This window comes from Bradyrhizobium sp. WSM3983 (assembly GCF_000473045.1).
Lineage (GTDB): Bacteria > Pseudomonadota > Alphaproteobacteria > Rhizobiales > Xanthobacteraceae > Bradyrhizobium.
Genome location: NZ_AXAY01000004.1, coordinates 401,129 through 423,730 on the forward strand (window position 1 = coordinate 401,129; position 22,602 = coordinate 423,730).

Annotated in this window: 24 protein-coding genes and 1 other RNA gene; 17 read left to right on the forward strand and 8 right to left on the reverse strand. The window is 64.8% G+C overall.

From position 1 onward, the window contains the following. The first annotated feature begins 156 nt into the window (after positions 1 to 156). From argB to dapE, 6 genes are all read left to right on the forward strand, one after another. Entirely contained in the window at positions 157 to 1,044 is an 888-nt protein-coding gene (gene argB / locus YUA_RS0109260; protein WP_027530430.1) for an acetylglutamate kinase, read from the forward strand. 77 nt (positions 1,045 to 1,121) lie between these two features. Further along, complete coding sequence (locus tag YUA_RS0109265) at positions 1,122 to 2,108, forward strand: DUF1036 domain-containing protein (protein ID WP_027530431.1); 987 nt, start codon at positions 1,122 to 1,124, stop codon at positions 2,106 to 2,108. Between the two features lie 156 nt (positions 2,109 to 2,264). Next, positions 2,265 to 2,990 carry a pyrimidine 5'-nucleotidase gene (locus YUA_RS43730; RefSeq protein WP_035970702.1) on the forward strand — a complete coding sequence of 242 codons (726 nt, stop codon included), beginning with the start codon at positions 2,265 to 2,267 and terminating at the stop codon, positions 2,988 to 2,990. Between the two features lie 176 nt (positions 2,991 to 3,166). Beyond that, positions 3,167 to 4,012: a 2,3,4,5-tetrahydropyridine-2,6-dicarboxylate N-succinyltransferase gene (dapD, locus tag YUA_RS0109275; RefSeq protein ID WP_027530432.1), complete on the forward strand. Its 846-nt coding sequence runs from the start codon at positions 3,167 to 3,169 to the stop codon at positions 4,010 to 4,012. Positions 4,013 to 4,254: 242 nt separating this feature from the next. Beyond that, positions 4,255 to 4,911 (forward strand): DUF805 domain-containing protein, encoded by a 657-nt coding sequence (locus tag YUA_RS0109280; protein ID WP_027530433.1) that lies wholly within the window; start codon positions 4,255 to 4,257, stop codon positions 4,909 to 4,911. Next, complete coding sequence (dapE, locus tag YUA_RS0109285) at positions 4,908 to 6,074, forward strand: succinyl-diaminopimelate desuccinylase (RefSeq protein WP_027530434.1); 1,167 nt, start codon at positions 4,908 to 4,910, stop codon at positions 6,072 to 6,074. Before YUA_RS0109280 ends, dapE begins: the two co-directional genes overlap by 4 nt. 19 nt (positions 6,075 to 6,093) lie before the next feature. Here dapE and truA read toward each other — a convergent pair whose 3' ends face one another. From truA to def, 3 genes are all read right to left on the reverse strand, one after another. Further along, positions 6,094 to 6,831, reverse strand: a complete 738-nt coding sequence (gene truA / locus YUA_RS0109290; RefSeq protein ID WP_027530435.1) for a tRNA pseudouridine(38-40) synthase TruA — start codon at positions 6,829 to 6,831, stop codon at positions 6,094 to 6,096. A gap of 123 nt (positions 6,832 to 6,954) precedes the next feature. After that, entirely contained in the window at positions 6,955 to 7,890 is a 936-nt protein-coding gene (gene fmt, locus YUA_RS0109295; protein ID WP_027530436.1) for a methionyl-tRNA formyltransferase, read from the reverse strand. Between the two features lie 12 nt (positions 7,891 to 7,902). Continuing rightward, the gene (gene def, locus YUA_RS0109300) at positions 7,903 to 8,427 is read right to left on the reverse strand and encodes a peptide deformylase (protein ID WP_027530437.1); all 525 of its coding nucleotides are present in this window, start codon (positions 8,425 to 8,427) and stop codon (positions 7,903 to 7,905) included. A 170-nt stretch (positions 8,428 to 8,597) separates the two neighbouring features. Between def and YUA_RS0109305 the strand changes: the two genes are divergently transcribed. Beyond that, positions 8,598 to 9,800 (forward strand): DNA recombination protein RmuC, encoded by a 1,203-nt coding sequence (locus YUA_RS0109305; protein WP_027530438.1) that lies wholly within the window; start codon positions 8,598 to 8,600, stop codon positions 9,798 to 9,800. Between the two features lie 169 nt (positions 9,801 to 9,969). Beyond that, the gene (locus YUA_RS0109310) at positions 9,970 to 11,334 is read left to right on the forward strand and encodes an MFS transporter (RefSeq protein WP_027530439.1); all 1,365 of its coding nucleotides are present in this window, start codon (positions 9,970 to 9,972) and stop codon (positions 11,332 to 11,334) included. Between the two features lie 28 nt (positions 11,335 to 11,362). On the opposite strand, the gene YUA_RS0109315 is transcribed toward YUA_RS0109310, so the two are convergent. The 5 genes from YUA_RS0109315 to ffs all read right to left on the reverse strand — a co-directional run bounded on the left by YUA_RS0109315 (position 11,363) and on the right by ffs (position 14,897). Continuing rightward, complete coding sequence (locus YUA_RS0109315) at positions 11,363 to 11,800, reverse strand: hypothetical protein (RefSeq protein ID WP_027530440.1); 438 nt, start codon at positions 11,798 to 11,800, stop codon at positions 11,363 to 11,365. A 27-nt stretch (positions 11,801 to 11,827) separates the two neighbouring features. Continuing rightward, entirely contained in the window at positions 11,828 to 12,430 is a 603-nt protein-coding gene (gene recR, locus YUA_RS0109320; protein ID WP_027530441.1) for a recombination mediator RecR, read from the reverse strand. A 1-nt stretch (position 12,431) separates the two neighbouring features. Beyond that, a complete protein-coding gene (locus tag YUA_RS0109325) occupies positions 12,432 to 12,752 on the reverse strand; it encodes a YbaB/EbfC family nucleoid-associated protein (protein WP_027530442.1) in 321 nt (106 codons plus the stop codon). A gap of 109 nt (positions 12,753 to 12,861) precedes the next feature. Then, positions 12,862 to 14,706 carry a DNA polymerase III subunit gamma/tau gene (locus tag YUA_RS0109330; protein WP_027530443.1) on the reverse strand — a complete coding sequence of 615 codons (1,845 nt, stop codon included), beginning with the start codon at positions 14,704 to 14,706 and terminating at the stop codon, positions 12,862 to 12,864. Positions 14,707 to 14,800: 94 nt separating this feature from the next. Continuing rightward, positions 14,801 to 14,897, reverse strand: an RNA gene (gene ffs / locus YUA_RS47425) — signal recognition particle sRNA small type. Between the two features lie 184 nt (positions 14,898 to 15,081). Here ffs and YUA_RS0109335 point away from each other — a divergent pair. The 9 genes from YUA_RS0109335 (at position 15,082) to YUA_RS0109375 (ending at position 22,507) form a co-directional block, all read left to right on the forward strand. Next, positions 15,082 to 15,936, forward strand: a complete 855-nt coding sequence (locus YUA_RS0109335; RefSeq protein ID WP_027530444.1) for a transporter substrate-binding domain-containing protein — start codon at positions 15,082 to 15,084, stop codon at positions 15,934 to 15,936. 192 nt (positions 15,937 to 16,128) lie between these two features. Further along, positions 16,129 to 16,791 carry an amino acid ABC transporter permease gene (locus YUA_RS0109340; protein WP_027530445.1) on the forward strand — a complete coding sequence of 221 codons (663 nt, stop codon included), beginning with the start codon at positions 16,129 to 16,131 and terminating at the stop codon, positions 16,789 to 16,791. Beyond that, positions 16,788 to 17,582 (forward strand): amino acid ABC transporter ATP-binding protein, encoded by a 795-nt coding sequence (locus tag YUA_RS0109345; protein ID WP_027530446.1) that lies wholly within the window; start codon positions 16,788 to 16,790, stop codon positions 17,580 to 17,582. The genes YUA_RS0109340 and YUA_RS0109345 overlap by 4 nt, the downstream gene beginning before the upstream one ends. After that, positions 17,582 to 18,337, forward strand: coding sequence for an SDR family NAD(P)-dependent oxidoreductase (locus tag YUA_RS0109350; protein ID WP_027530447.1), 756 nt, complete (start codon positions 17,582 to 17,584; stop codon positions 18,335 to 18,337). The genes YUA_RS0109345 and YUA_RS0109350 overlap by 1 nt, the downstream gene beginning before the upstream one ends. Next, positions 18,334 to 19,461, forward strand: coding sequence for a muconate cycloisomerase family protein (locus YUA_RS0109355; protein WP_027530448.1), 1,128 nt, complete (start codon positions 18,334 to 18,336; stop codon positions 19,459 to 19,461). Before YUA_RS0109350 ends, YUA_RS0109355 begins: the two co-directional genes overlap by 4 nt. A 137-nt stretch (positions 19,462 to 19,598) precedes the next feature. After that, positions 19,599 to 20,018 (forward strand): HIT domain-containing protein, encoded by a 420-nt coding sequence (locus YUA_RS0109360; protein WP_027530449.1) that lies wholly within the window; start codon positions 19,599 to 19,601, stop codon positions 20,016 to 20,018. 11 nt (positions 20,019 to 20,029) lie between these two features. Then, entirely contained in the window at positions 20,030 to 20,968 is a 939-nt protein-coding gene (nudC, locus tag YUA_RS0109365; RefSeq protein ID WP_027530450.1) for an NAD(+) diphosphatase, read from the forward strand. 8 nt (positions 20,969 to 20,976) lie between these two features. Further along, positions 20,977 to 21,900 carry a sugar kinase gene (locus tag YUA_RS0109370; RefSeq protein WP_027530451.1) on the forward strand — a complete coding sequence of 308 codons (924 nt, stop codon included), beginning with the start codon at positions 20,977 to 20,979 and terminating at the stop codon, positions 21,898 to 21,900. Positions 21,901 to 21,997: 97 nt separating this feature from the next. Then, the gene (locus YUA_RS0109375; RefSeq protein WP_027530452.1) at positions 21,998 to 22,507 is read left to right on the forward strand and encodes an Lrp/AsnC family transcriptional regulator; all 510 of its coding nucleotides are present in this window, start codon (positions 21,998 to 22,000) and stop codon (positions 22,505 to 22,507) included. The last annotated feature ends 95 nt before the right edge of the window (positions 22,508 to 22,602 follow it).

The window sequence follows — 22,602 nt, forward strand, 5'->3', positions numbered from 1 at the left end:
TTCATCGCGGAGAGACCGTCACCCCACCCCGCTCGCGCTACGCGCGATCGACCCTCCCCCTCCAGGGGAGGGTAAAAGCGAACACCCACTTTGCGCCTCGCCCGCCAATCAGATAGAACGCTGGCCGCGTTAGTCCCGCAAGCCGAGATCCGCCTCATGACCGAAATCTCCCCGCTCGACCAGGCTCGCATCCTGTCCGAAGCGCTGCCGCACATGCAGCAGTACGACGAAGAAACCATCGTCATCAAATATGGCGGCCATGCCATGGGCGACGAGGAGACCGCGAAGAATTTTGCCCGCGACATCGTGCTGCTCGAGCAGACCGCGATCAATCCGGTGGTGGTGCATGGCGGCGGGCCGCAGATCGCGACCATGCTCAAACGCCTCGGCATCGTCTCGGAATTCGCGGCCGGCTTGCGCATCACCGATGCCGCGACCATCGAGATCGTCGAGATGGTGCTCGCCGGCTCCGTCAACAAGTCGCTCGTCGGCTATATCAACGAGGCCGGCGGCAAGGCTGTGGGGCTGTCCGGCAAGGACGGCAACATGGTGAAGGCGTCGAAGACGACGCGCACCATCGTCGACCCGGACTCGCATATCGAGAAGGCGATCGATCTCGGCTTCGTCGGCGAACCCGAGAAGGTCGATCTCACCTTGCTCAACCAGCTGATCGGCTACGAGCTGATCCCGGTGCTGGCGCCGCTCGCGACCTCCAAGGACGGCCAGACGCTGAACGTCAACGCCGACACCTTTGCCGGTGCGGTCGCCGGCGCGCTGAAGGCCAAGCGCCTGCTGCTGCTCACCGACGTGCCGGGTGTGCTCGACAAGTCGAAGAAGCTGATTCCGCAGCTCTCGGTGAAGGACGCGCGCAAGCTGATCGCCGACGGCACCATTTCCGGCGGCATGATCCCGAAGGTCGAGACCTGCATCTACGCGCTCGAGCAGGGCGTCGAGGGCGTCGTCATCATCGACGGCAAGATGCAGCACGCGGTGCTGCTCGAGCTCTTCACCAACACGGGCACGGGAACGCTGATCCATAAGTGAGCGACGAGAAGACGAGAGACGCCGTCATGGCCGGACAAGAGCGGCGGCATCGCCGCTCTGCCCTGACGCGCTTCCTGATGACGCTGCCCGCCGCTGCCGTCTCGTTCTTCTTCTCCTCCGCACCTGCATTCGCCGACCTCAAGATCTGCAATCGCATGTCCTATGTCGTCGAGGCCGCGATCGGTATCGACGACAAGGCGGCGACCGCGACGCGGGGCTGGTTCAGGATCGATCCGGCCACCTGCCGCGTGGTGGTGCAGGGCACGCTCACCGCCGATCGCACCCTGCTCAACGCCCGCGCGCTCGGCGTCTATGGCGCCTCGCCGATCCCCCAGAACGGCAGCGACACGCTGTGCGTGGCGCAGGACAATTTCGTCATTGCGGCAGCTCGGCAGTGCCGCAGCGGTCAGACGCAAGCCGCCTTCACCCAGATCACGCCGACGCAGGGCGACGACGGCAATCTCGTCGCCTACCTCGCCGAGGATTCCGAATATGACGACGAGCAGGCCCGGCTCGCCGGCATCCAGCGGCTGCTTGTGATCGCAGGCTACGACATCGGCGCGATCGACGGGGTCGACGGACCGAAGACGCAGGCAGCATTGGCTGCGTTCCTGAAGAGCCGCGGGCTGTCCACCGACGTGGTCGCCTCGCCGAATCTCTTCAAGACCATGGTCGATGCGGCGCAGACGCCGTCCACGAGCGGGCTCACCTGGTGCAACGACACGCCGCACAAGGTGATGGCGGCGGTTGCGACCGATGACGGCAAGTCGGTGACGAGCCGCGGCTGGTTCCGCATCGATCCCAGGACCTGCCTGCATCCCGATGTCGCCGGCCAGCCCAGGCAGATCTTCAGCTTCGCGGAAGCCGTCGACAGCGACAACCGCGCCATCAAGCTGAAGGACAAGCCGCTGAACTGGGGCGGCGACAAACAGCTCTGCACGCGCGAGACCAAGTTCGAGACCAACGAGCAGACCGATTGCGGCGCGCGCGGATTTGCGGCGACGGGTTTTGGGGTGGTGGATATGAGCAGCGGCGGCAAGACGCTGCGCTTTGCGCTGCCGTGATGGGTGGCGCCACAAATACCGATGTCGTCCCGGCGAAGGCCAGGACCCATAGCCACCGAATTGCATTTGGCGAAGAACACGACCCGCGTGCGCCATTGATAGATCACGCGGTATGGGTCCCGGCCTTCGCCGGGACGACGAGTTGAGAGAATCTTGATGAAATCCCCCCGCGCTTTCGCCCATATCGACACCTGGGTGTTCGATCTCGACAACACGCTCTATCCGCATCACGTCAATCTGTGGCAACAGGTCGATGCGCGGATCGGGGAGTTCGTGTGCAACTGGCTGCAGGTCGGCCCGGACGAAGCGCGCAGGATCCAGAAGGATTATTACCAGCGCTTCGGCACCACCATGCGCGGCATGATGACCCTGCATGGCGTGCGTGCCGACGATTATCTCGCTTACGTCCACAAGATCGACCATTCGCCGCTGGCGCCGAACCCGGCGCTGGGCGAAGCCATCGCAAAGTTATCGGGGCGCAAGCTGATCCTGACCAACGGCTCGGTCGACCATGTCGACGCGGTACTGGCGCGGCTCGGCCTAGCCGCGCATTTCGACGGCGTGTTCGACATCATCGCCGCCGAGTTCGAACCCAAGCCTGCGGCGCAGACCTATCAGAAATTCCTCAAGGAACATGCGGTCGACCCGACCAAAGCCGCCATGTTCGAAGACCTCGCCCGCAACCTCACCGTTCCGCATGAGCTCGGCATGACCACGGTGCTGGTGGTGCCTGACGGGACCAAGGAAGTGGTGCGCGAGGATTGGGAACTGGAAGGCCGCGATGCCGCCCATGTCGATCACGTCACGGATGATCTGGCGGGGTTCTTGGCGGGGGTGAGCCACCCTAACCGCGGTCGTCCCGGCGAAGGCCGGGACCCATAGCCACAGGACGTAGCGATCACACGAGACTAGAAACTCCGAGTCTTCGCAAAACGCCTCCCTGTGAGTATGGTCCCGGCATTCGCCGGGACGACCAGGGAGCCTTGACTCCACCTCTCCAAATCCCGAAAAAGCGCCCCAATCGATCAAAATTCCCGTCTGCCACTGAGGAAATCCCGATGTCCCTGTCCGCCCTGGAATCCACCATCAACGGCGCCTTCGACGCGCGCGACGGCATCTCGACCTCGACCAAGGGCGAGACGCGCGAGGCCGTGGATCATGCGCTGGAGCTTCTGGACAAGGGCGAGGCGCGCGTTGCCGAGCGCGGCGCCGACGGCAAGTGGAAGGTCAATCAGTGGCTGAAGAAGGCCGTGCTGCTCTCCTTCCGCCTCAACCACATGGGCGCCATTCCCGGCGGCCCGGGCAAGGCGACCTGGTGGGACAAGGTGCCCTCGAAGTTCGACGGCTGGGGCGAGAACCGCTTTCGCGACGCCGGCTTTCGCGCGGTGCCCGGCGCGATCGTTCGCCGCTCGGCGTTCATCGCCCGCAACGTCGTGCTGATGCCCTCCTTCGTCAATCTCGGCGCATACGTCGATGAGAGCACGATGATCGACACCTGGTCGACCGTCGGCTCCTGCGCGCAGATCGGCAAGCGCGTGCACATCTCCGGCGGCGTCGGCATCGGCGGCGTGCTCGAGCCGCTCCAGGCCGAGCCCGTCATCATCGAGGACGATTGCTTCATCGGCGCGCGCTCGGAAGTCGCCGAGGGCGTGATCGTGCGCAAGGGCGCCGTGCTGTCCATGGGCGTGTTTTTGGGCGCCTCGACCAAGATCGTCGACCGCGAGACCGGCGAAATCTTCATCGGCGAAGTGCCGGAATATTCGGTGGTGGTGCCCGGCGCGCTGCCCGGCAAGCCGATGAAGAACGGCCAGATCGGCCCGAGCACCGCCTGCGCCGTGATCGTCAAGCGCGTCGACGAGCGTACGCGGTCCAAGACCAGCATCAACGAGCTGCTGCGGGATTAGTCCGCGCTACGAGCGCCATTCCCTCACCGTCACCCTGAGGCGGCCGCTCCTTCAGCGGCCCTCGAAGGGCGACGGCCCGGCTGGCGGCCACATCGCGGCCGTTCATCCTTCGAGGCTCCTCCTGCGGTGCTTTGCACCGCAGGCCTCGCACCTCAGAATGACGGGTCTGATCGCGTATCGAACCACCTCACTCTCCATCGCGACCAACATCCGGGCGGCCTCTCCCGCCCGGAGCCTTTGTCATGGACTGGACCTGGTATCTCCTTCGCTTCGACGGCCGCATCAACCGCGCTCTGCTGTGGCAGGCGCTGCTGATCGTCGCTCTGCTGGCGGGCTTGCTGGAGATCGTCGGTCAAGCCGTGCGGGCCGTCGAAGGCGGCACATCCCTCGCCCTCAGGCTCGGCTTCGACATCGACTTTGATTTCGCCCTCGACGATGTCTTCAGGGCTGTCGATCCCCGGACCTATCGTTCGCTCGCCTCCGCCGATCGCGCGACCCTGATCCTCAAGGCGCTCGGCACGTCGCTGTTCTCATGGATCTTCCTCGCGACCGCGATCAAACGGCTGCACGATCGCGACAGGAGCGGCTGGTGGATCGTTCCCTTTGTCTTCATCCCAAGACTGTTTTTTCAATTCTCGGACCGGCTTCCTGCCTCAAACTGGTTCGTCCCGTTCGACTGGGCGATCTCCGCGCTGTGGCTGTGGGGCCTCGTCGAATTGTTCATTATGCCCGGCACGTCCGGCCACAACCGGTTCGGGCCCGATCCGCTCGCCGAAATCGAGGACGCGTCCAAATCCGCAGCATCCCCTGCGAAGAGCTGGGACCAGCAGCGCGAGATCGAATTTGTCCCGCCCAGCGCTAGCCCACCCGGCGGCATGCATGTTAAGCGGGGCGCATGACCGATGCCCTGTCCATTGCCCGCGACCTCATCCGCTGCCCCTCCGTCACTCCGGCCGATGCCGGTGCGCTCGGGGTGCTTGAAAAAGCCCTCAACGCAGCAGGCTTCACCTGCCACCGCGTGACCTTCAGCGAGCCCGGCACCGCCGACGTCGACAATCTCTACGCGCGGATCGGCAACGAGGGCCCGCACATCACCTTCGCCGGCCATACCGACGTGGTGCCGCCCGGTGACGAGAGCGCCTGGAGCGTCGGTGCGTTCTCGGGCGAAGTGAAGGACGGTTTCCTGCACGGCCGCGGTGCGGTCGACATGAAGGGCGGCATCGCCTGCTCGGTCGCCGCGGTGCTGGAACATCTTGCCGCGAACGATGGCAAGCCGCGTGCTGATGGCAAGGGCTCGATCTCATTCCTGATCACCGGCGACGAGGAAGACGTCTCCATCAACGGCACCATCAAGCTGTTGAAATGGGCGGCAGCACGCGGCGAACAATTCGACCATTGCGTGCTCGGCGAGCCCTCCAATGTCGAGACGCTCGGCGACACCATCAAGGTCGGTCGCCGCGGCTCGCAATCCGGCACGCTTTATGTCGACGGCGTGCAGGGCCATGTCGCCTATCCGCATCGCGCGGCCAATCCGGTGCCGGATATTTCGCGATTGATCGTAGCCATCAGCGACGAGCCGCTCGACCATGGCAGCGCACAGTTCCAGGCGTCCAATCTCGAATTCACCTCGGTCGACGTCGGCAACAAGGCCAACAACGTCATTCCCGGCGAGGCCCGCGCAAAATTCAACATCCGCTATAACGACAACCATACGCAAGCGAGCCTGCGGGAGCTGGTCGAGACGCGGCTGACGAAGGCCTGCGGCAACCGCATCCGCGCCCGCATCGTCTGGGAGCCGTCGAACTCCAACGTGTTCGTGACCAAGCCCGGCCCCTTCACCGATCTCGCAGTGTCCGCGATCGAAGAAGTCACGGGCCGCAAGCCGGAGCTGTCGACCTCAGGCGGCACCTCGGACGCCCGCTTCATCTCGAGCTATTGCCCGGTGATCGAGTTCGGCCTGGTCGGGCAGACCATGCACCAGGTCAACGAGCGCGTGCCGGTTAAGGATCTGGAGAAGCTGACGAAGGTGTATCGCGGGATTTTGACGCGGTATTTTGGGTAGGGCGCTGCTGTCGCGCGCCCTAATAATCCACCTTCACCAGATACAGTCCCTCCGGCGGCGCGACGATGCCGCAGGCGGCGCGGTTGCGGGCTTCTAACGCTGCGGAGAGATCGTCCGCGGTCCAGCGGCCTTCGCCGACCCAGACCAGCGAGCCCACCATCGAGCGCACCTGGCTGTGCAGGAACGAGCGCGCCGACGTGACGATGGTGATCTCGCGGCCGTCGCGCAGCACGTCGAGCTGATCGAGCGTCTTCTCCGGCGATTTCGCCTGGCACTCGGTATCGCGAAAGGTCGTGAAGTCGTGCTTGCCGAGCAGGCGCTGCGCCGCTGCATGCATCGCGTCGGCATCGAGCCGCCGCGGCACGCGCCAGGCATGGCCGATGTCGAGCGCGAGATTGGCGCGGGTGTTGACGACGCGGTAGCGATAGTGGCGCTTCACAGCCGAGAAGCGTGCCTCGAAAGTGTCGGGCACGATCTCGGCCTCGAGCACAGCGATCGGATGCGGACGCAAATGCGCATTCAAACCATCGCGAAAACGGCCCTGTGGGAACTGCTTCTCGATATCGACATGCGCGACCTGGCCGCGCGCATGCACGCCGGCATCGGTGCGGCCCGCGCCATGCACCCGCGCATCCGCGCCGGTCATTGCCTTCACCGCCGCTTCCAGCGCGCCCTGCACCGAGGGAAGTGTATCCTGGATCTGCCAGCCGAAGAACGGCGCGCCGTCATATTCGATGGTGAGCTTGTACCGGGGCATCTCAATCCGGGTGGTGTCATCGCCCGGCTTGACCGGGCGATCCAGTACTCCGAGAAATCTCTGTTAAGCCGAGAAGTCTCGGCGTACTGGATACCCCGCCTTCGCGGGGTATGACAGCGTTAGTTAGGTGAATTTGGCTCCCGCCTTCAGCGGTACGCCGCGCAAGAAGTCCACCGCTTGCATCCGGGCCTTGCCCTCGCGCTGCAGCTCGAGGATGCGGATCGCGCCCTCGCCGCAGGCGATGGTGAGCTGGTTGTCGAGCACCTCGCCCGGCGCACCAGCACCCTTCGCCAATTCGCAGCGCAGGATTTTTACGCGCGCGTTCTCGCTGACGCCGGCGAGTTCGGCCCAGGCGCCGGGAAACGGCGACAGGCCGTGGATGTGGCGCAGCACCGCGTGCGCGGGCTTGCTCCAGTCGATCCGTGCCTCGGCCTTGTCGATCTTGGCGGCGTAGGTGACGCCGTCCTCGCTCTGCTTTGTGAGCTGCAGGCTACCGCGGTCGAGCGCGGCCATGGCCCGCACCATCAGATCGGCACCAAGCCGGGACAGGCGATCGTGCAAATCGACCGCGGTCATGTTGTCCGTGATGGCTAGACGCTCGGCCATTGCGACGTCGCCGGTGTCGAGGCCGACATCCATCTTCATCACCATCACGCCGCTCTCGGCATCGCCGGCCATGATCGCGCGGTTGATGGGCGCGGCGCCGCGCCAACGCGGCAGCAGCGAGGCGTGAAGGTTGTAGCAGCCGAGCTTTGGCGCATCGAGGATCGCCTGCGGCAGGATCATGCCGTAGGCGACGACGACGGCTGCATCGGCGTCAAAGGCGCTGAACTCGTCGAGCGCCTCCTGTGTCTTGAGCGTCTTCGGCGTCAGCACGGGCAGGCCGAGTTTTCGCGCAGCCTCTTCCACCGGCGTTGGCTGCAATTGCAACCCACGCCGCCCGCCCGGCTTCGGCGCGCGGGTATAGACGGCCACGATCTCGTGGCCATGCGCGACGAGCTCGAGCAGCGTCGGCACGGAGAAATCGGGCGTGCCCATGAAGATCAGGCGGAGGGGCATCGACGGAGAACCTTACTCCGCGCGCTTGGCGGCTTTCTCGAACTTCTTGATCACGCGGTCGCGCTTGAGCTTCGACAGATAGTCGACGAACAGCACGCCGTTGAGATGGTCGATCTCGTGCTGGATGCAGGTGGCGTAGAGGCCTTCGGCGTCCTCCTCGTGCACCTTGCCGTCCAGATCCGTGAAGCGCACGCGCACCTTCGCCGGACGTTCGACCTCCTCGTAATATTCGGGGATCGACAGGCAGCCTTCCTCGTAGACCGACAGGTCCTCGGAAGATGCGATGATCTCGGGATTGATGAAGACGCGCGGCTCCGGCTTGGTCTCGCCGTCCTGGTCGGGCTTGGCGAGATCCATGGTGATGAGCCGCAGCGGCTGCGCGATCTGGATCGCCGCCAGGCCAATGCCGGGCGCGTCGTACATGGTCTCGAACATGTCGTCGGCAAGCTTGCGGATCTCCGGCGTGACCTTCTCGATCGGCTTGGAGACCAGACGCAGCTGCTTGTCGGGCAGGATGATGATTTCTCGTAGGGCCATGGCCGCGATTTAAGCCGCGCGCGACAAGCGGTCAATGCGGCGAGGAACCCCGTTAACCCTCCGCTAACCATAAAACTTCAGGTTTCGTTAACCATAAAAATTAGGGGTCGATTAACCACAAATGTTCGCTATTCGTTCGTGGGCGCGGGCGAATCGGCTAGAAGGACGGCATGAACGAGATCATTTTCATGCTGGGCGACTGGCCGGTGCGCACGATCGATGCGCTGGTCGGCTTCGGCGCCGTCGTCCTCATCCTGCTGGTGGTGATTGCCGTCGTGATCGCGCGATCCGGGCGGCGCGGCGCGGAACTCGCGATGGCGAGCGCGATCCGGGCCGACGAGCTGGAGGAGCGGCTGAGCCAGGTCCTGCACGCCCAGAGCGAGGCCGCCGGCCGTGCCGACGCCATGACCCAGGCACTGGCCGGCCGCCAGGCCGAGATGGCGCGGGCGGTCAACGAGCGGCTGGATTCGGTGACCCATCGGGTCGGCCAGTCCATGGAACACTCGACCCGCAACACCATGGAGAGCTTGCGCGCGCTGCACGAGCGGCTCGGCATCATCGACAACGCGCACAAGAACCTCACCGACCTCACCACGCAGGTGACGACGTTGCGCGACGTGCTCGCCAACAAGCAGTCGCGCGGCGCCTTTGGCCAGGCGCGGATGGAGGCGATCGTCCAGGACGGCCTGCCGAAAGGCGCTTACGAATTCCAGTTCACGCTCTCGACCGGCAAGCGGCCGGACTGCGTGGTGTTCCTGCCCGACCAGCGCCCGCTCTGCATCGACGCAAAGTTTCCGCTGGAGGCGATGACGGCGCTGCACGATGCGCGGACCGACGAGGAGAAACGCGTCGCCACGCAGCGGTTGCGCGGCGACGTGATGAAGCATGTCAGCGACATCGCCGAAAAATATCTCGTCACCGGCGAGACCCAGGAGATGGCGCTGATGTTCGTGCCGTCGGAATCGGTTTACGCCGAGATCCATGACGGTTTCGACGACGTGATCCAGAAGGCCTATCGCGCCCGTGTCGTGCTGGTGTCGCCCTCGCTGCTGATGCTGGCGATCCAGGTGATGCAGCAGATCATGAAGGACGCGCGCATGCGCGACGCCGCCGACCAGATCCAGACCGAAGTGATCAAGCTCGGCGACGATCTCGGCCGCCTGCGCGATCGCGTGCTCAAATTGCAGAAGCACTTTGCCGACGCCAACGAGGACGTCCGCCAGATCCTGATCTCCGCCGACAAGATCGAAAAGCGCGCAGGGCGAATCGAGGAGCTCGATTTCAGCAAGACCGACGCGCCTGCAGACGGCCCGCGCCTGGTGGCGTCAGGCGCGCCGGAGCTGTTTCCGAGGAAGCTCCAGGCGGGGGAGTGAGATTGAGGCACACTGTCATGCCCCGCGTAGGCGGGCATCCAGTACGCCGCGGCGGTTGTGGTTGAATCGAGACGCCGGTGGGTACTGGATCGTCCGCCTTCGCGGACGATGACACAGAGAAGGCGACGACACCTCCCTTGAGGCGACTAGAATCTGCTAACACCTTCCCATGACCGCACCCGACGCGACCTCGCCTGCCGGCACTGATGCCCCTGCGACCTCCTGGCGCGACAGCCTGGCCGTTTACCTGCAACCGCGAGTGCTGATCGTGCTGTTCCTGGGCTTCTCATCCGGGCTGCCGCTGGCGCTGTCGGGCTCGACGCTCTTGGTGTGGATGCGGGAGGCGGGCGTCGATCTCAAGACCATCGGGCTATTTGCGCTGGTCGGCACGCCCTACACGCTGAAATTCCTGTGGGCGCCGCTTGTGGACGCGCTGCATGTGCCGCTGTTCACGCGCGCCTTCGGGCGGCGGCGCGGTTGGCTGCTGTTCTCGCAACTGCTGCTGATCATTGCGATCCTGGTGCTGGCGATGACCGATCCCGCACGTTCGCCGTTCTATGTCGCGCTCGGCGCGCTGCTGGTGGCGACGACGTCGTCGACACAGGACATCGTCGTCGATGCCTTCCGCGTCGAGAGCCTGCCCGAGAGCGAGCAGGCCGCCGGCATGGCGGCCTATGTTGCGGCCTACCGCATCGGCATGCTGGTCTCGACCGCGGGCGCGCTGTTCATCGTGTCCGGTTTCGAGGGTACCGGCATTCCGCGCACGTCGGCCTGGATGTGGGGCTATGTGGTGATGGCGGCGATGGTGCTGATCGGGACGGTCACGGCGCTGGCCGCGACCGAGCCGGAGCAATCCGTGCGGGCGGAAGCCGCGACGCAAACCGAGACCGCGTTCACGCGCGTGCTGCACGCGGCGATCGGCGCCTTCTCAGAGTTCCTGTCGCGCAAGGACGCGCTCGCCGCACTCGCCTTCGTCGTGCTGTTCAAATTCACCGACGCATTCTCGGGAACGATGACCGCGCCGTTCGTGATCGACCTCGGCTTCACCCGCAACGATTACGCAGCGATCGTGAAGGGCGTCGGCCTCGCCGCGACCCTGATCGGCGGCTTTGCTGGTGGTTTTGTCGCGCGGCGCTACTCGCTGGCGACTTCGCTCTGGATCGGCGGCGTGGTGCAGGCGCTGGCCAATTTGACCTTCTCCTGGCTCGCCATAGTCGGCACCAATCAATGGGCGCTGGCGCTCGCGATCTGCGCCGAGAATTTCACCAGCGCCATCGGAACCGTGATCTTCGTCGCCTATCTCTCGGCGCTGTGCCAGAACCCGCTGCACACGGCGACGCAATATGCGCTGCTCACGGCGCTTGCGGCGGTGGGACGGACCTATCTCTCGTCAGGGGCCGGCTTCGTCGCGGATACGACCGGCTGGCCGCTGTTCTTCATGATCTGCGTGCTGGTGGCGATCCCTAGCCTGGTGCTGCTGACCTGGCTGCAGAAGCGCGGGCACTTTGAGGCGCTGGGGCCGGTGCGGGTGTAACGCCGCCCGCGTCGTGCCGAGCTGCCGCTTACTGCTTCCTCACCAAACTCCACTTCGTGATCACGGCCTCGCTCATCTGGCCGGGATCGCTGGCGCAGGCGACCTCGTCGACCTTCACGGAGATTTCCTTGCCGGCGAACGACTTCAGCTGCGCGGCTTGCGCGTCGCCGTTGGGAACGAGTTGAAACGTCTCCGGCCCCGTCTCGAGATCGCACAACCCGCTCGGCGCCGGCAGGCGGCGCGGCTCGGAGGTGATCTGGTACATCGCGATCCGCTTGCCGGCGTTCTTGACGTCGCGAATCTTCATCGCGTTCAACTCGCCCGAGAGCACCTCGCCGGCGCTGATCGGCCTGCCGGGCTTCGGGGGCGGCGCCGCCTCGCCGTCCTGCTGCGCGGCAATGGCCGGCGTCACCAGCAGCAGCATCGTCGCGACCAAAGCCGATCGTGTGGCGAAAAGTTTCGTCATGTCGTCCGTTCCGTCAAGTCTGGATGGCTAGAACAGGGTCCGCTGCCGCATCGCGGCCGATAGCGTGCCCTCATCGAGATAATCAAGCTCGCCACCAACAGGCACACCATGGGCCAGCCGGGTTACTTTTACGTTGGCGTCCTGAAGCAGATCAGTGATGTAATGCGCCGTGGTCTGGCCGTCGACTGTCGCATTCAGCGCCAGGATGATCTCGTGCACCTCGGCCGCATGCGCGCGTGCGACCAGCGCATCGATAGTGAGATCCTGCGGGCCGACGCCATCGAGCGGCGACAGGGTCGCACCCAGCACGTGGTAGCGCCCTTGGGTCGCATTGGCCCGCTCCAGCGCCCAGAGATCGGCGACGTCGGCAACGACGACAATGATGGCGGGATCACGCTTCGGATCTAAACAGACGGTGCAGGGATTTTGCGTGTCGATGTTGCCGCAGGTCTTGCAGACCTGAACCTTGTCGAGCGCCACTTGCATGGCCGACGACAGCGGCATCATCAGCGCTTCGCGCTTCTTGATCAGATGCAGCGCCGCGCGACGCGCGGAGCGCGGACCGAGACCCGGCAGCCGTGCGAGAAGCTGGACCAGCCGCTCGATTTCGGGACCTGCAACCGCGCCCATATTACTGGCCGAACAGCCCCGGCGGCAGGCCGAGCCCGCCGGTCAGCGACTGCATCTTCTCCTGCATCGCGGTCTCCGCCTTGCGGCGGGCATCACTGAGCGCGGTGACGAGCAGATCTTCCAGCACCTCGCGCTCTTCGGCCTTCATCAGCGAGGGATCGATCTTGATGCCCTTGACGTCCATCTTCGCCGTCATGCGCACGGCGACGAGACCGCCGCCGGAGATGCCCTCAACCTCCACATTGGCGAGCTGCTCCTGCATCTCCTGCATCTTGGACTGCAGCTGCGCCGCCTGCTTCATCATGCCGAGAAAATCAGCCATGGGTGTTCGTCCTTGGAAAAATAGGCTAAAGCGCGATTAAGCGCGCTTTAGCATTTTGTTTGAGCATGATCTTCTCGGAAAACCGCTGCACACTTTTCCGGATCATGCTCTAGAGATCATCGTCGTCGGCGTCGGAACCGTCGGGCGGATCGTCAGAGCCATAGTCGCCGTTAATATTGGATTCCGGAGTCTCGGGCGCAAGCCTGCGGACCTCGACGACCTTCGCACCCGGGAAGCGCGACAGCACCTCCTGCACGCGCGGATCGGCCTCGGCGGTGCGCGCATGTTCCTGCTTGGCGGCCTGACTGACCGAACGCAGCGTCGCCTGGCCCTGCTCGTTGGAAACAATGATGGTCCAGCGGCGGCCGGTCCACAGCTCGAACTTGCGCGCGAGCTCGGAGATCATGGTTTTGGAGGCGTTCGGCTCGAGCGCGACCTCCAGCCGGCCCTCCTCGAAACGGACGAGGCGCATGTCGCCTTCGAGCGCGCCCTTGGTCATGAGGTCACGCTTCTGCCCGGCGAGCGCAACGAGCTGGGTGAAGCTCGTGATGCGCAGTTGAGGAGCTGCAGCTTGCGGATCCGGCGCCGGCGCCGCCATCTGTGGCCGAGCACCGCCGCCGAACGCGGCCGGCGATGAGGTCGGCATGCGAACCGGCGCAGCGGAGGTACCGGGCGCCGCGGAGGCCGTTGGCGCCGCCGGCGCGCCGCTGCGCGCAGCACCGCCGCCGCTCACGACCGGCGAGCCGCCGCCATTCTGCTCCAGCATCCTGATCGCTTCGTCCGGCGTCGGCAGGTCGGCGACATAGGCGATGCGCACCAGCACCATCTCGGCGGCCGCAGCAGGGCGCGTCGCGGCCTGCACCTCGGTGATGCCCTTGAGCAGCATCTGCCACATCCGCGACAGCACGCGCATCGAGATCTTCGAGGCGAAATCCTTCGCGCGCACGCGCTCGGTCTCGCCATAGGCGACATTGTCGGCGGTCGCCGGAATGATCTTCACGCGGGTGACGAAATTGACGAATTCGGCGAGGTCCGAAAGCACGACGATGGGATCGGCGCCAACGTCGTACTGGTCGCGGAACTCCTTGAACGCGGCCGCGATATCACCGCGCGCCAGCGAATCGAAGAGGTCGATCACACGAGTACGATCGGCAAGCCCCAGCATCTGCCTGACCGCATCGGCCTTCACGGTGCCCGCCGCATGCGCGATCGCCTGGTCGAGCAGCGACAGCGAATCGCGCACCGAGCCTTCGGCGGCGCGCGCGATGATGCCGAGCGCTTCGGGCTCGATCTCGACGTTTTCCTTCGCAGCGATATTGGCAAGGTGCTTCATCAGCACATCGGCCTCGACCCGGCGCAGGTCAAAACGCTGACAGCGCGACAGCACGGTCACCGGAACCTTGCGGATCTCCGTCGTGGCGAACACGAACTTGGCGTGCTCCGGCGGTTCCTCCAGCGTCTTCAGGAAGGCGTTGAACGCCGCCGTCGAGAGCATGTGGACTTCGTCGATGATGTAGACCTTGTAGCGGGCGCTGGCCGGCGCGTAGCGCACGCTGTCATTGATCTGGCGGACGTCGTCAACGCCGGTATGCGACGCGGCGTCCATCTCCAGCACGTCCATGTGCCGGCTTTCCATGATCGCCTGGCAATGCACGCCGAGCGTCGGCATGTGAATGGTCGGGCCCTTCACCGAGCCATCCGGCATCTCGTAGTTGAGCGCACGGGCAAGGATGCGCGCAGTGGTGGTCTTGCCGACACCGCGGACGCCGGTGAGGATCCAGGCCTGCGGAATCCGTCCGGTCTCGAACGCATTGGAGACGGTGCGGACCACGGCCTCCTGGCCGATCAGATCGTCAAAGCTTGAAGGGCGGTATTTGCGCGCCAGAACCCGGTAAGGCGCATTGGCGGCCTGGCCGGCGCTGTCGGGATCGGGAGGGGCGCCAGCGTCGGTCATCGATCGATCCGCAATGAAATGTCTCTCGGCCGGCTTTTGCGGAAACGAGCGCGCTGGCGGGAAGCCCGCCGGCGCAATTTGCTCGAAAAAACAGGTAGGAGACTGACGAGCGACCCGATCCGGACCTCGTTAGGGCTGCTTCCTTCCGGACCTGACCCGGTTGGCGAGTGGCTCGTCCACCGCCAATCTCCCGGTCCCTATTTGGGGCCAAAAGGTCGGGAAAGCAAGCGGGTATCACCCCGAACGACCACGGCTTGCCCAGCATCCGGGCAATTCCCCGGCTGCCCAGCCGATAGGCTGTGCTTTCACTGCTTGAGGCGCCTTGGTAAGAACGCTCAGCTGAACCCCTTCCAACCAGAAAAGCGATTGATCCCAATGGTTACACGTCGTGATGTTGCATCGATTGTCGGACTTGGCGCCATCGGCGCGGTGACCGCGGGCGCGCTGGCCTCTCCGGCCACGGCCCAGGCGGCCGATCCGAACGAATCGACCTTCGCCCGCATCCGCCGCACCAAGAAGATGCGGATCGGCGCGGTCGGCGGCGGCGCGCCCTATTACATGAAGGATCTCGCCAGCGGTCAGTGGAAGGGCTTTTACGTCGACATCGCCAAGGCGCTCGCCGACGACATGGAGGCCGAGCTCGAGATCACCGAAACCACCTGGGGCAATTCGGTGCTCGATCTCCAGTCCAACAAGATCGATATCTTCTTCGGCCTCAATCCGACCCCGAAGCGCGCGCTGGTGGTCGACTTCTCGGTGCCGGTCTTCAACAACGCCTTCGGCATCCTCTGCAAGAAGGATTTCAAGCCGAAGAGCTGGGCCGAGCTGAACTCGCCCGACATCAAGATCGCGGTCGACCAGGGCTCCTCGCACGATCAGGTCGTCAGCCGCCTGACGCCAAAAGCGCAGATATCGCGGCTAAAGACCGCCGACGATGCCACCGCCGCGCTGCAGACCGGTCGCGTCGACGCGCAGTGCCTGATCACCATGCTGTCGCTGACGGTGCTGAAGAAGAACCCCTCGCTCGGCCAGTTCGTGCTGCCGACGCCGATCTTCGCCACGACGTCGAATGCCGGCTTCCGGCGCGAGAACGACAAGACCTTCCGCGACTACGTCAACACCTGGATCGACTTCAACAAGGGCCTCGGCTTCATCCGTAACGCGATTATCACCAACATGGAGCTGGTGGGCGTGACGGAGGCCGACATTCCGCCGGGCGTTTCGCTGTAAGGCGTGATGAGTTTGGGTCGAGCTCTGTCGGCACGCTCTGCCTTGCTCCCTCTCCCGCCTGCGGGAGAGGGCTGGGGTGAGGGTGTCTCCGCTAGCGAGATTCCCCCAGAGGAAAGAGCCCTCACCCGTGTCGCATCTTCGATGCGACACGACCTCTCCCGCAAGCGGGAGAGGTAGAGTAAGAAGGCACGCATGTATCAGTGGGACTTCGGCATTCTCTGGAGCTATCGCTGGCTCTTTCTCAACGGGCTTGGCGTCACCGTCGGCTTCACCGTGGTGATCGTGCTGCTCGGCCTCGTGTTCGGCCTGTTCGGGGCGTTCGGCACCCTGTCCCGCTTCAAGGCGGTGCGTCTCGTCGCCCTCACCTTCATCGAGGCGTTCCGCTGCACGCCGATTCTGGTGCAGCTGATCTGGTTCTACTACGCGCTGCCGATCCTCGCCGGCGTCGAGATGACGCCGATCACGGCGTCGGCGCTGGCGCTGTCGCTCTATGGCGGCTCGTTCTATTCCGAGATCATCCGCGGCGGCATCATCTCGATCGACAAGGGCCAGTCGGAAGCCGGCGCAGCACTGGGCATGACGCCGGGCCAGGGCATGCGGCGCATCGTGCTGCCGCAGGCGATCAAGCGCATGATCCCGGCGTTGATGAACCAGTCGATCATTCAGTTCAAGAACACCTCGCTGGTCTCGGTGCTGGCGGTGCCTGATCTGGTCTATCAGAGCCAGGTCGCGGCCCATGACAGCTACCGGCCGCTGGAAACCTACACCGCGGTCGCGGTCGCCTATGCGGCGATCCTGATTCCGCTCACCATCATCGTCCGCCGCGGCGAGAAGCGACTGGCGGTCAGCGAATGAGCGACACGTCCAAAATCGAGATCCGTGGCTTGCGCAAGAGTTTTGGCAGCAACGAGGTCTTGAAAAACATCAATCTCGACGTCGCCAAGGGCGGCGTGGTCGCGCTGATCGGCCCGTCCGGCTCCGGCAAGTCGACGCTGCTCCGCTGCATCAATCTGCTGGTCGTGCCCGACGGCGGCAGCGTCCGCGTCGGCGATACGCGCTTTGGGTTCGGCGATGGCTCAAAACTGCCCGAGGTGAAGACGCTGGCCAGATTCCGCGCCACCACCGGCATGGTGTTCCAGCACTTCAACCTGTTTCCGCACATGACGACGCTGCAGAACGTGATGGAGGGACCGGTCACCGTGCGGCGCATGGCCAAGGCGGACGCCGAAAAGCTCGCGCGCACGCAGCTTGCCAAGGTCGGGCTCGCAGAGAAGGCCGACCAATATCCGGCGACGCTGTCCGGCGGACAGAAGCAGCGCGTCGCGATCGCACGCGCGCTCGCCATGGAGCCTGACGTCATGCTGTTCGACGAGGCGACCTCGGCGCTCGATCCTGAGCTGGTCGGCGAGGTGCTCACCGTGATCCAGCAGCTGGCCTCCGAAGGCATGACCATGGTGATCGTGACCCACGAGATCGCATTTGCCCGCGAAGTCGCCGACCGCCTCATCTTCATGCGCGACGGTGTCGTCGTCGAGGAAGGCCCCGCACGGCAGGTGATCGACAATCCCAAGGAAGCCGCGACGCGCGCTTTCCTCAGCCATTTCCACCGCACCGGCGCATTGCCGCCGGCCAACACGACACCGTGATGCCTGATATCAACCGCGTCTATCTCGTCACCGGTGCCGCCAGCGGCATCGGTCGGGCCACCGCAAAATTGCTCGCCGCGCCAGGCGTCGCGCTTCTGTTGCACACGCGCTCGAACGCGGAAGGCCTCGACGCCACCGCTGCCGATGCCGAAGCGAAAGGCGCTGTTGTCGCCAAATGCCTCGGCGATCTCGCCAACGAAGCAGCCGCCGCCGATGCTATTGCGGCAGCGCAAGGTGCCTTCGGCCGGCTCGACGGATTGATCCTGGTCGGCGGCCACGCCCGCCGCGGCAGCGCCATCGGCGCGCCGGCGGATCAGTTCCGGCAGGCGATGGATGAATCAGCACTGGCGTTCACACGGATAGTCGAAGCCGCGCTTTCGCTGCTGCGTGCGGGGCAAGATGCGCGGATCGTCGCGGTATCTTCCTTCGTGGCACACGCGATACGGCCCGAATTCGCACCATTCGCGGCGACGGCAGCAAGCCGCTCCGCGCTGGAAGCGCTGGTGCGGCTCACTGCGGTCGAACTTGCGAAAGACGGCATCACCGTCAACGCGGTTGCGCCGGGCCTCATCGTCAAGGACCAACCCAGCGAAAGTCGGCTATCGCCCGAACAGATCGCCGCGACCGAGGCGCTGATCCCGATGCGCCGGCGCGGGCGGCCGGAAGAGGTCGCCGAGATCATCGCCTTCCTGGCGTCGCCCAAAGCATCCTACGTCACAGGCCAGATCTGGCACGTCAATGGAGGCCTGACATGACCGACGCGACCATCGAACGTCTCCGCCTGTTCCTGATCGAGAGCCCGATCAAGATGGCGCGCCTGCAGGGTGTCGGCAACGTCAAGGGCACGGTGAAACGCGTGCTGATCGAGCTGACGTCCAGCGACGGCGTGATCGGCTGGGGCGAGGCCGCACCGTGGGAAGTATTCACGGGAACGCCGGAAGCGGCGTTCGCCGCGCTCGACATTTACTTGAGGCCAATCCTGCTCGGCAAATCCGTGCGCCGCATCCGCGCGCTGATGGCCGAGCTCGATCGCGCGCTGGTCGGCCATGCCGAGGCCAAAGTCGCGATCGAGATGGCGTTGCTCGACATCGTCGGCAAGTCGTCGGGATTGTCGGTCGCTGACCTCCTTGGCGGCCGCGTGCGCGACACGATCCCGCTGTCGTTCTCGATCGCCGATCCCGATTTCGCCGCCGATCTCGAACGCATGCGAAAGATGGTTCCGGACGGCAACGTGATCTACAAGGTCAAGACCGGCGTAAAACCGCATCGCGAGGACCTCGATCACCTCGCGGCGATCCGGAAAGAGTTCGGCGACAAGGTCGATTTGCGTGTCGACTACAACCAGGCGCTGGCGCCGTTCGGTGCGATCAAGATCCTGCGCGATGTCGAGGAGTTCGCACCGACCTTCATCGAGCAGCCGGTGCCGCGCAAGTTTCTCGACGTGATGGCGCAGGTCACCGCGACGCTGGAAACGCCCGTGCTCGCCGACGAAAGCTGCTTTGATCGTCGCGACATGATGGAGGTGGTCCGCCGCGAGGCGGCGGATGCCGTCTCGATCAAGCTGATGAAGGCCGGCGGCCTGTTCGAGGCGCAGGCCATCATGGCGATCGCCGACATCGCCGGCCTGCCCGGCTATGGCGGCACGCTGTGGGAGGGCGGCATTGGCCTTGCCGCGGGAACGCAGCTGATCGCCGCGACGCCGGGCATCTCGCTCGGTTGCGAGTTCTACATGCCGCATCACGTGCTGACCGAGGACGTGCTCGAAGAGCGCGTCGCCAACCGCGGAGGTCACGTTATCGTGCCCGATGGCCCCGGCCTCGGCATCCGCGTCAGCGACGCCTCGATCCGCGCCAATGCACGGGTGCTGGCGGAGGCGTAGGTTCTGTCATTCGGGCCGCGCGCAGCGCACCTGGAATGCCGACCGCGTATGCGGCTCCGATCCTTCCCCTATCGGAATCGGTATCGTATGGTCCGACCAAACGCGCTCGCCACCCGTCGGGCCACCTGGAAACGCATATGTCCGATCCCGCCTGGTCGCTACACTCCCGCCTGAAAGAGGACACCATCGACATCGGCGATTTGCCGCTGTCGAAAGTGCTGGTCATCAAGGATGCGCATTATCCTTGGCTGCTGCTGGTGCCGCGGCGCTCCGATGCGGTCGAGATCATCGATCTCGACGAGGTGCAGCAGGCGCAGTTGATGACCGAAATCTCCCGCGTCTCGCGCGCGCTGAAGGAGATCACCAAATGCGACAAGCTCAATGTCGCAGCGCTCGGCAACCTCGTGCCGCAGCTTCACGTCCACATTATCGCGCGCCGGACGAGTGACGCCGCCTGGCCGCGGCCGGTCTGGGGCGTGATGCCGCCTCTGGCGCATGACGCCACCGAGGTACAGAATTTCATCAGCGCGCTTCGCCGAAAAATCTGGTTGGGTTGAAAGAACAAGAAATGTCAGCATTCGACTCGTTTCCGCTGGGGCAACCGGCCTTCGTCACCAACGTCCTCGACCGCGCCGCGCATTTGCGCCGCGATGACGAAAAACTGTTCGCGATGGAGCAGAAGTCGTCCTCGCGTGCCTACGTCGTCTACCGCGACTCGCTGCTGGTGAAGCGCGAGGGCGACAAGACGCGCGCGCTGCTCTCGCTCGACGAGGCGCTGAAATGCGGCGCCAATCCCGGGACGATCTTCCTCGGCTTGCGCGACGGCGCCGCGATGTTCGGCATGGGCCTCGCGCAGGCTGCGGCCGAGAAGCTGGTCGGCCGCGAGGACTATACCGTCACCGAGCTGCGCGGCATGGCGATGCAGGGCGCAATCCCGCCTGACGAGCTCTCGGCGGTTGCGATGGCGAAGTCGATGGTCGGCTGGCACCAGCGCCACGGCTATTGCGCCAATTGCGGCACCCGCAGTGCGATGAAGGAGGGCGGCTGGAAGCGCGAGTGCCCTGCGTGCAAGGCCGAGCATTTTCCGCGCACCGATCCAGTCGTGATCATGCACGTCTCTTCCGGCGAAAAATGCCTGCTCGGCCGTCAGAAGCAGTTCCCGCCGGGCATGTATTCCTGCCTCGCCGGCTTCGTCGAGGCCGCCGAGACCATTGAGGACGCGGTGCGCCGTGAAATCCTGGAAGAGTCCGGAATCCGCTGTACTGACGTGCAATATTACATGACGCAGCCCTGGCCCTATCCGTCGTCGCTGATGATCGGCTGCAGCGCGCGGGCGCAGAACGAAGACATCGTCGTCGATCACTCCGAGCTCGATGATGCCCGCTGGTTCACGCGCGAGGAGGCGGCTCTGATGCTGACCCGGACCCATCCCGACGGGCTCGCCGGCCCGCACCCCTTCGCCATCGCGCATCATCTGCTCGGCCGCTGGGTGCACGACAAGAGTTGAGATCGCCGATGGCTGCATCAGGGATCGCACCGCGCATCCTCTGCATCGGCATTCCCGTGCGCGACCTCACCTTTCGGGTCGAGGCCGTGCCAGAGCGCGGCAGCAAGGCGAATGCCAGCCACCTCGCGGAGATCTGTGGCGGCAACGCGCTCAATGCCGCGATCGCAATGGCGCGGCTCGGCGGCTGCGTCGCGTTTGCGGGGCCGATGGGCGATGCGCGGGAGACGTCGAGCAGCTTCATCCTCGAGCTGATGGCGGCCGAGGGCATCGACATCCGGCATATCGCGCGCATGCCCGGCGCGGCCACGCCCGTCTCTGCGATCATCATCGACGCGACCGGCGAGCGAACACTGACGATCTATCGCGATCCCGCGCTGTGGACCGTGAAGCTGGCTGATACGAACAGGCTGCTCGCCGATTGTCAGGCTGTCCTCGTCGAGAGCCGCTGCGGCGCCTTCTGCATCGATCTCTGCGCCGAGGCGCGCCGGCGCGGCATTCCCGTCATCGTCGGCGTCGATCGCGCAATGGCGCTGACCGATGGCCTGCTCACGGCCGCCTCGCATCTGCTGTTCGCCAGCGAACAGATGCAGGAGACGGCTGGAATCGCTGACGACGGCGACGCCTTGAAGCGGCTGGCCGGGCTGACGCCCGCCTTCCTCGCCGCCACCCGCGGCCCAAATGGCACGATTTGGCTGAACGAAGCGGGCACGCTGGAGCAGACGCCGGCCTTCCCGGTCGAGGCCGTCGATACGCTTGGCGCCGGCGACGTCTTCCACGGCGCCTTCACGCTTCGGCTCGCCGAGGGCGGTGGCGTGCGGGAGGCGCTGCGATTCGCTGCGGCCGCAGCGGCCCTGAAATGCACCCGCCATGGCGGGGGCCAAGCCGCCGCACAACGCATTGAAGTTGAAGGGTTTTTACGAACCAGGCTTTAGAGCCATTCTGCCTTCCTGCCGAGATTATGGACTTGCGGTAGAAGATTTTTCTATATATGACGTATGCAAACCCTCTTTATGGAACAAAGTTCTTCAAATGACCGATGCCGCTGTCCATATCCCCGAGACCAGCCGCCGCCTCGACGCCATCGACCGCAAGATTCTGATGGTACTCCAGGAGGATGCCTCCCTGTCCGTTGCCGAAATCGGCGATCGCGTCGGGCTGTCCTCGACCCCCTGCTGGAAGCGCATCCAGCGCCTGGAGGCCGACGGCGTGATCCTGAAGCGGGTGGCGCTGGTCGATCAGAACAAGATCGGGCTCGGCATCTCCGTGTTCGTATCGGTGGAGAGCTCCGATCATTCTGACGCCTGGCTGAAGAAATTCGCCGAAGCGGTCAGCGCCATGCCCGAGGTGATGGAATTTTACCGCATGGCCGGCGATGTCGATTACATGCTGCGCGTCGTGGTCGCCGACATGCAGGCCTATGACATCTTCTACAAGAAGCTGATCAGCGCCGTGCCGCTGAAGAACGTCACCTCGCGCTTCGCGATGGAGAAGATCAAGTCGGTCACCGCGCTGCCAATCCCGGCCGTGGTCGCGGCGTAGGTCTCACCACACGGAAGCCGTCGTCGCCCGGCTTGACCGGGCGAAACCGCCCAGTATTCCAGAGACCGCGGTGGGATACGGAGAAGCCGCGGCGT